The sequence below is a fragment of the Campylobacter sp. FU_520 genome, from assembly GCF_025772385.1.
Taxonomy (GTDB): Bacteria; Campylobacterota; Campylobacteria; order Campylobacterales; family Campylobacteraceae; genus Campylobacter_D; species Campylobacter_D lari_C.
Genome location: NZ_JAKMRZ010000037.1, coordinates 1 through 2,279, shown reverse-complemented (window position 1 = coordinate 2,279; position 2,279 = coordinate 1). Strand labels below are relative to the sequence as shown.

Genomic DNA, 2,279 nt, shown 5'->3' with positions numbered 1-2,279 from the left:
ACTATATTTATGTTTTTGATAAAGATCCTTTAAATTGTAATATATGCTATAAGAATTTAAAAAATATCTACAAAGATCCTTTGAAAGAACTTCAGGAAAAACTTGAGTATTTTAACAAAAACTATGCGCGTTATCCTTATTTATTTTTTTATGGTTTAGGAAATGGAATTTTTTATAAAAGCTTACTTGCTAATAAAGAACATAAAAAAATTATAGTTTATGAAAAAGATCTAGAACTTATATTTTTGATATTTAATATGATAGATTTTTCCAAAGAATTATCAGAAAATAGATTTGTTTTAATTCATACTAAAGAAATGAGTTATATAAAAGCTGACGCTATATGCTCTTTTTTAGATCTTTTTTTAAAAACTTATGATTTACATATTCACTCTTCTTTTTATGAGGATCAAAAGAAAGAAATTAAATATATTAGCGATTTAAATTTTAAAGCAATAAAAAGCATTGCTTTAAAAAGAGGAAATGATCCAATTGATGCTATGCAAGGTATTGAGCAATTTGTGTTAAACATCCCTAAGATGCTTACTCATCCAAGTTTTACAGAATTAAAGAAAAAAAGAACTAATAAAAGTCAAAATGCCATTTTAGTGGCCACCGGACCTTCTTTAAAAAAACAACTTCCTTTACTAAAAAAATATGCAAACAAAGCAACTATTTTCTGTGCTGATAGTGCTTATCCTATCTTAGCAAAAGCAGGTATAAAACCTGATTATGTTTGCATGCTTGAAAGAGATGATATTGTATCAAGATGTTTTGATAATGATTTTGGTAATTTTGATAAAGATATTACTTTTGTTCTAGCATCTTTAGCTCATAAAGATAGTATAAATTTTTTAGAAAAGAACAATAGAAAATACATTTTAGTTTCAAGATCTTTACCATTTGCATATTCTTTAAGATTGCATGATTTTGGCTATATAAGCGGGGGAATGAGTGTAGCACATTTAAATTATGAATTAGCGCTCTTACTTGGACATAAAAATATCATTTTAATAGGCCAAGATCTAGCTTATAGCGATGATGGAAAATCTCATAGTGAAGGATTTTTATATAGCGATTATCACGAGGGAGAATTTGAAAGAGATAAAGATAAATTTAAAATTTTAGCATATGGTGGAAAAAGATATATTCAAAGCTCAGAAATTTGGGTTTTATTTAAACAAATTTTTGAAAATTTATTCTATAAACAAACAAAAGTAAAAATTTACAATGCCACAGAAGGTGGAGCGAGGATAGAAGGAACTATAGAAAAACCTTTTAAAGAACTATGTAAAACTCTCTTAAAAGAAGAACTAAAAAAACCTTTTCCAAAATTATATAAACCAAAACGTAAAGAAAGTGAAGAGCTTATGTTGCAAGCTTACAAACAAATCAAGCAAAATATAAAAGCAAGTAGTGTTTTTTTAAAAGAATGTAAAAAACTTCATAAAGAATTAAACAATAAAAGCAAAACACGATACACATTGCACGAGCTAAATACAAAAATCGATAAAATAAAAGAGAAACTAGAAAGTAATAAATATATATTTTTAAGAGAAGTGATAAGTCCTTCTTTATTTCATCTAGAAAGTACTTTTTCAAAAATTTATGTCCATGCAATGCACAATGAAAGTGATAAACAAAATAAATTAGTTGCTTGGATTGAATCGCATAAAACTTGGATAGAAGATATCACTGAACTAACCTTAGTTCAAGAAAAAGCTTTAAAAATAGCCATCATGCCTTTGCAAGATATTTTAGAAAAAAGAAAATTAATATAAGGCAAGGAAAAATTCCTTACCTTTGGATTTATTGTAAAAGTTTTAGAACATTTTGCTGCACAGCATTAGCTTGACTCATAGCATAAGATCCACTTTGAGCTAAGATGTTATACTTAGAAAAGTTTGCACTTTCTGCAGCAAAATCCACATCTCTAATGGTTGACTCGGCTGATTTGATATTTACTTGAGTTACACTGATATTATTAAGTGTAGCTGTGATTTGATTTTGCACTGCACCGATATCTGCTCTAATAGCATCTAAATTTGCTGTTGCAGTTTCTACTACATCCATTACAGCCATTGCACCTTTTAAAGTAGTGACACCTGGTGTTTGATCTTTTCCAGCTATTGATGTGTCTAAACTAGCAAACTGAGAAGAGCCATCTCCGGTAGCTGTAAAGCCAAAAGCAATAGAAAAAGCGGTAACAAAAGCCAAGTTGTTTTCATAAACTTGAGAATAATTATGTCCACTTCCTACAGAAAAACCTGAACCCGCAC

General features: G+C 28.4%; 2 protein-coding genes. One reads left to right on the top strand and one right to left on the bottom strand.

The window, feature by feature from the left end; genetic code table 11:
- Window positions 1-1,781 (top strand): motility associated factor glycosyltransferase family protein (locus L8W55_RS07865; RefSeq protein ID WP_263678132.1); only part of this gene is annotated, 1,781 nt, incomplete at its 5' end.
- A 28-nt stretch (window positions 1,782-1,809) separates the two neighbouring features.
- On the opposite strand, the gene L8W55_RS07860 is transcribed toward L8W55_RS07865, so the two are convergent.
- Window positions 1,810-2,279: flagellin (locus L8W55_RS07860; protein WP_263678130.1), on the bottom strand; the 470-nt coding region annotated here is incomplete at its 5' end.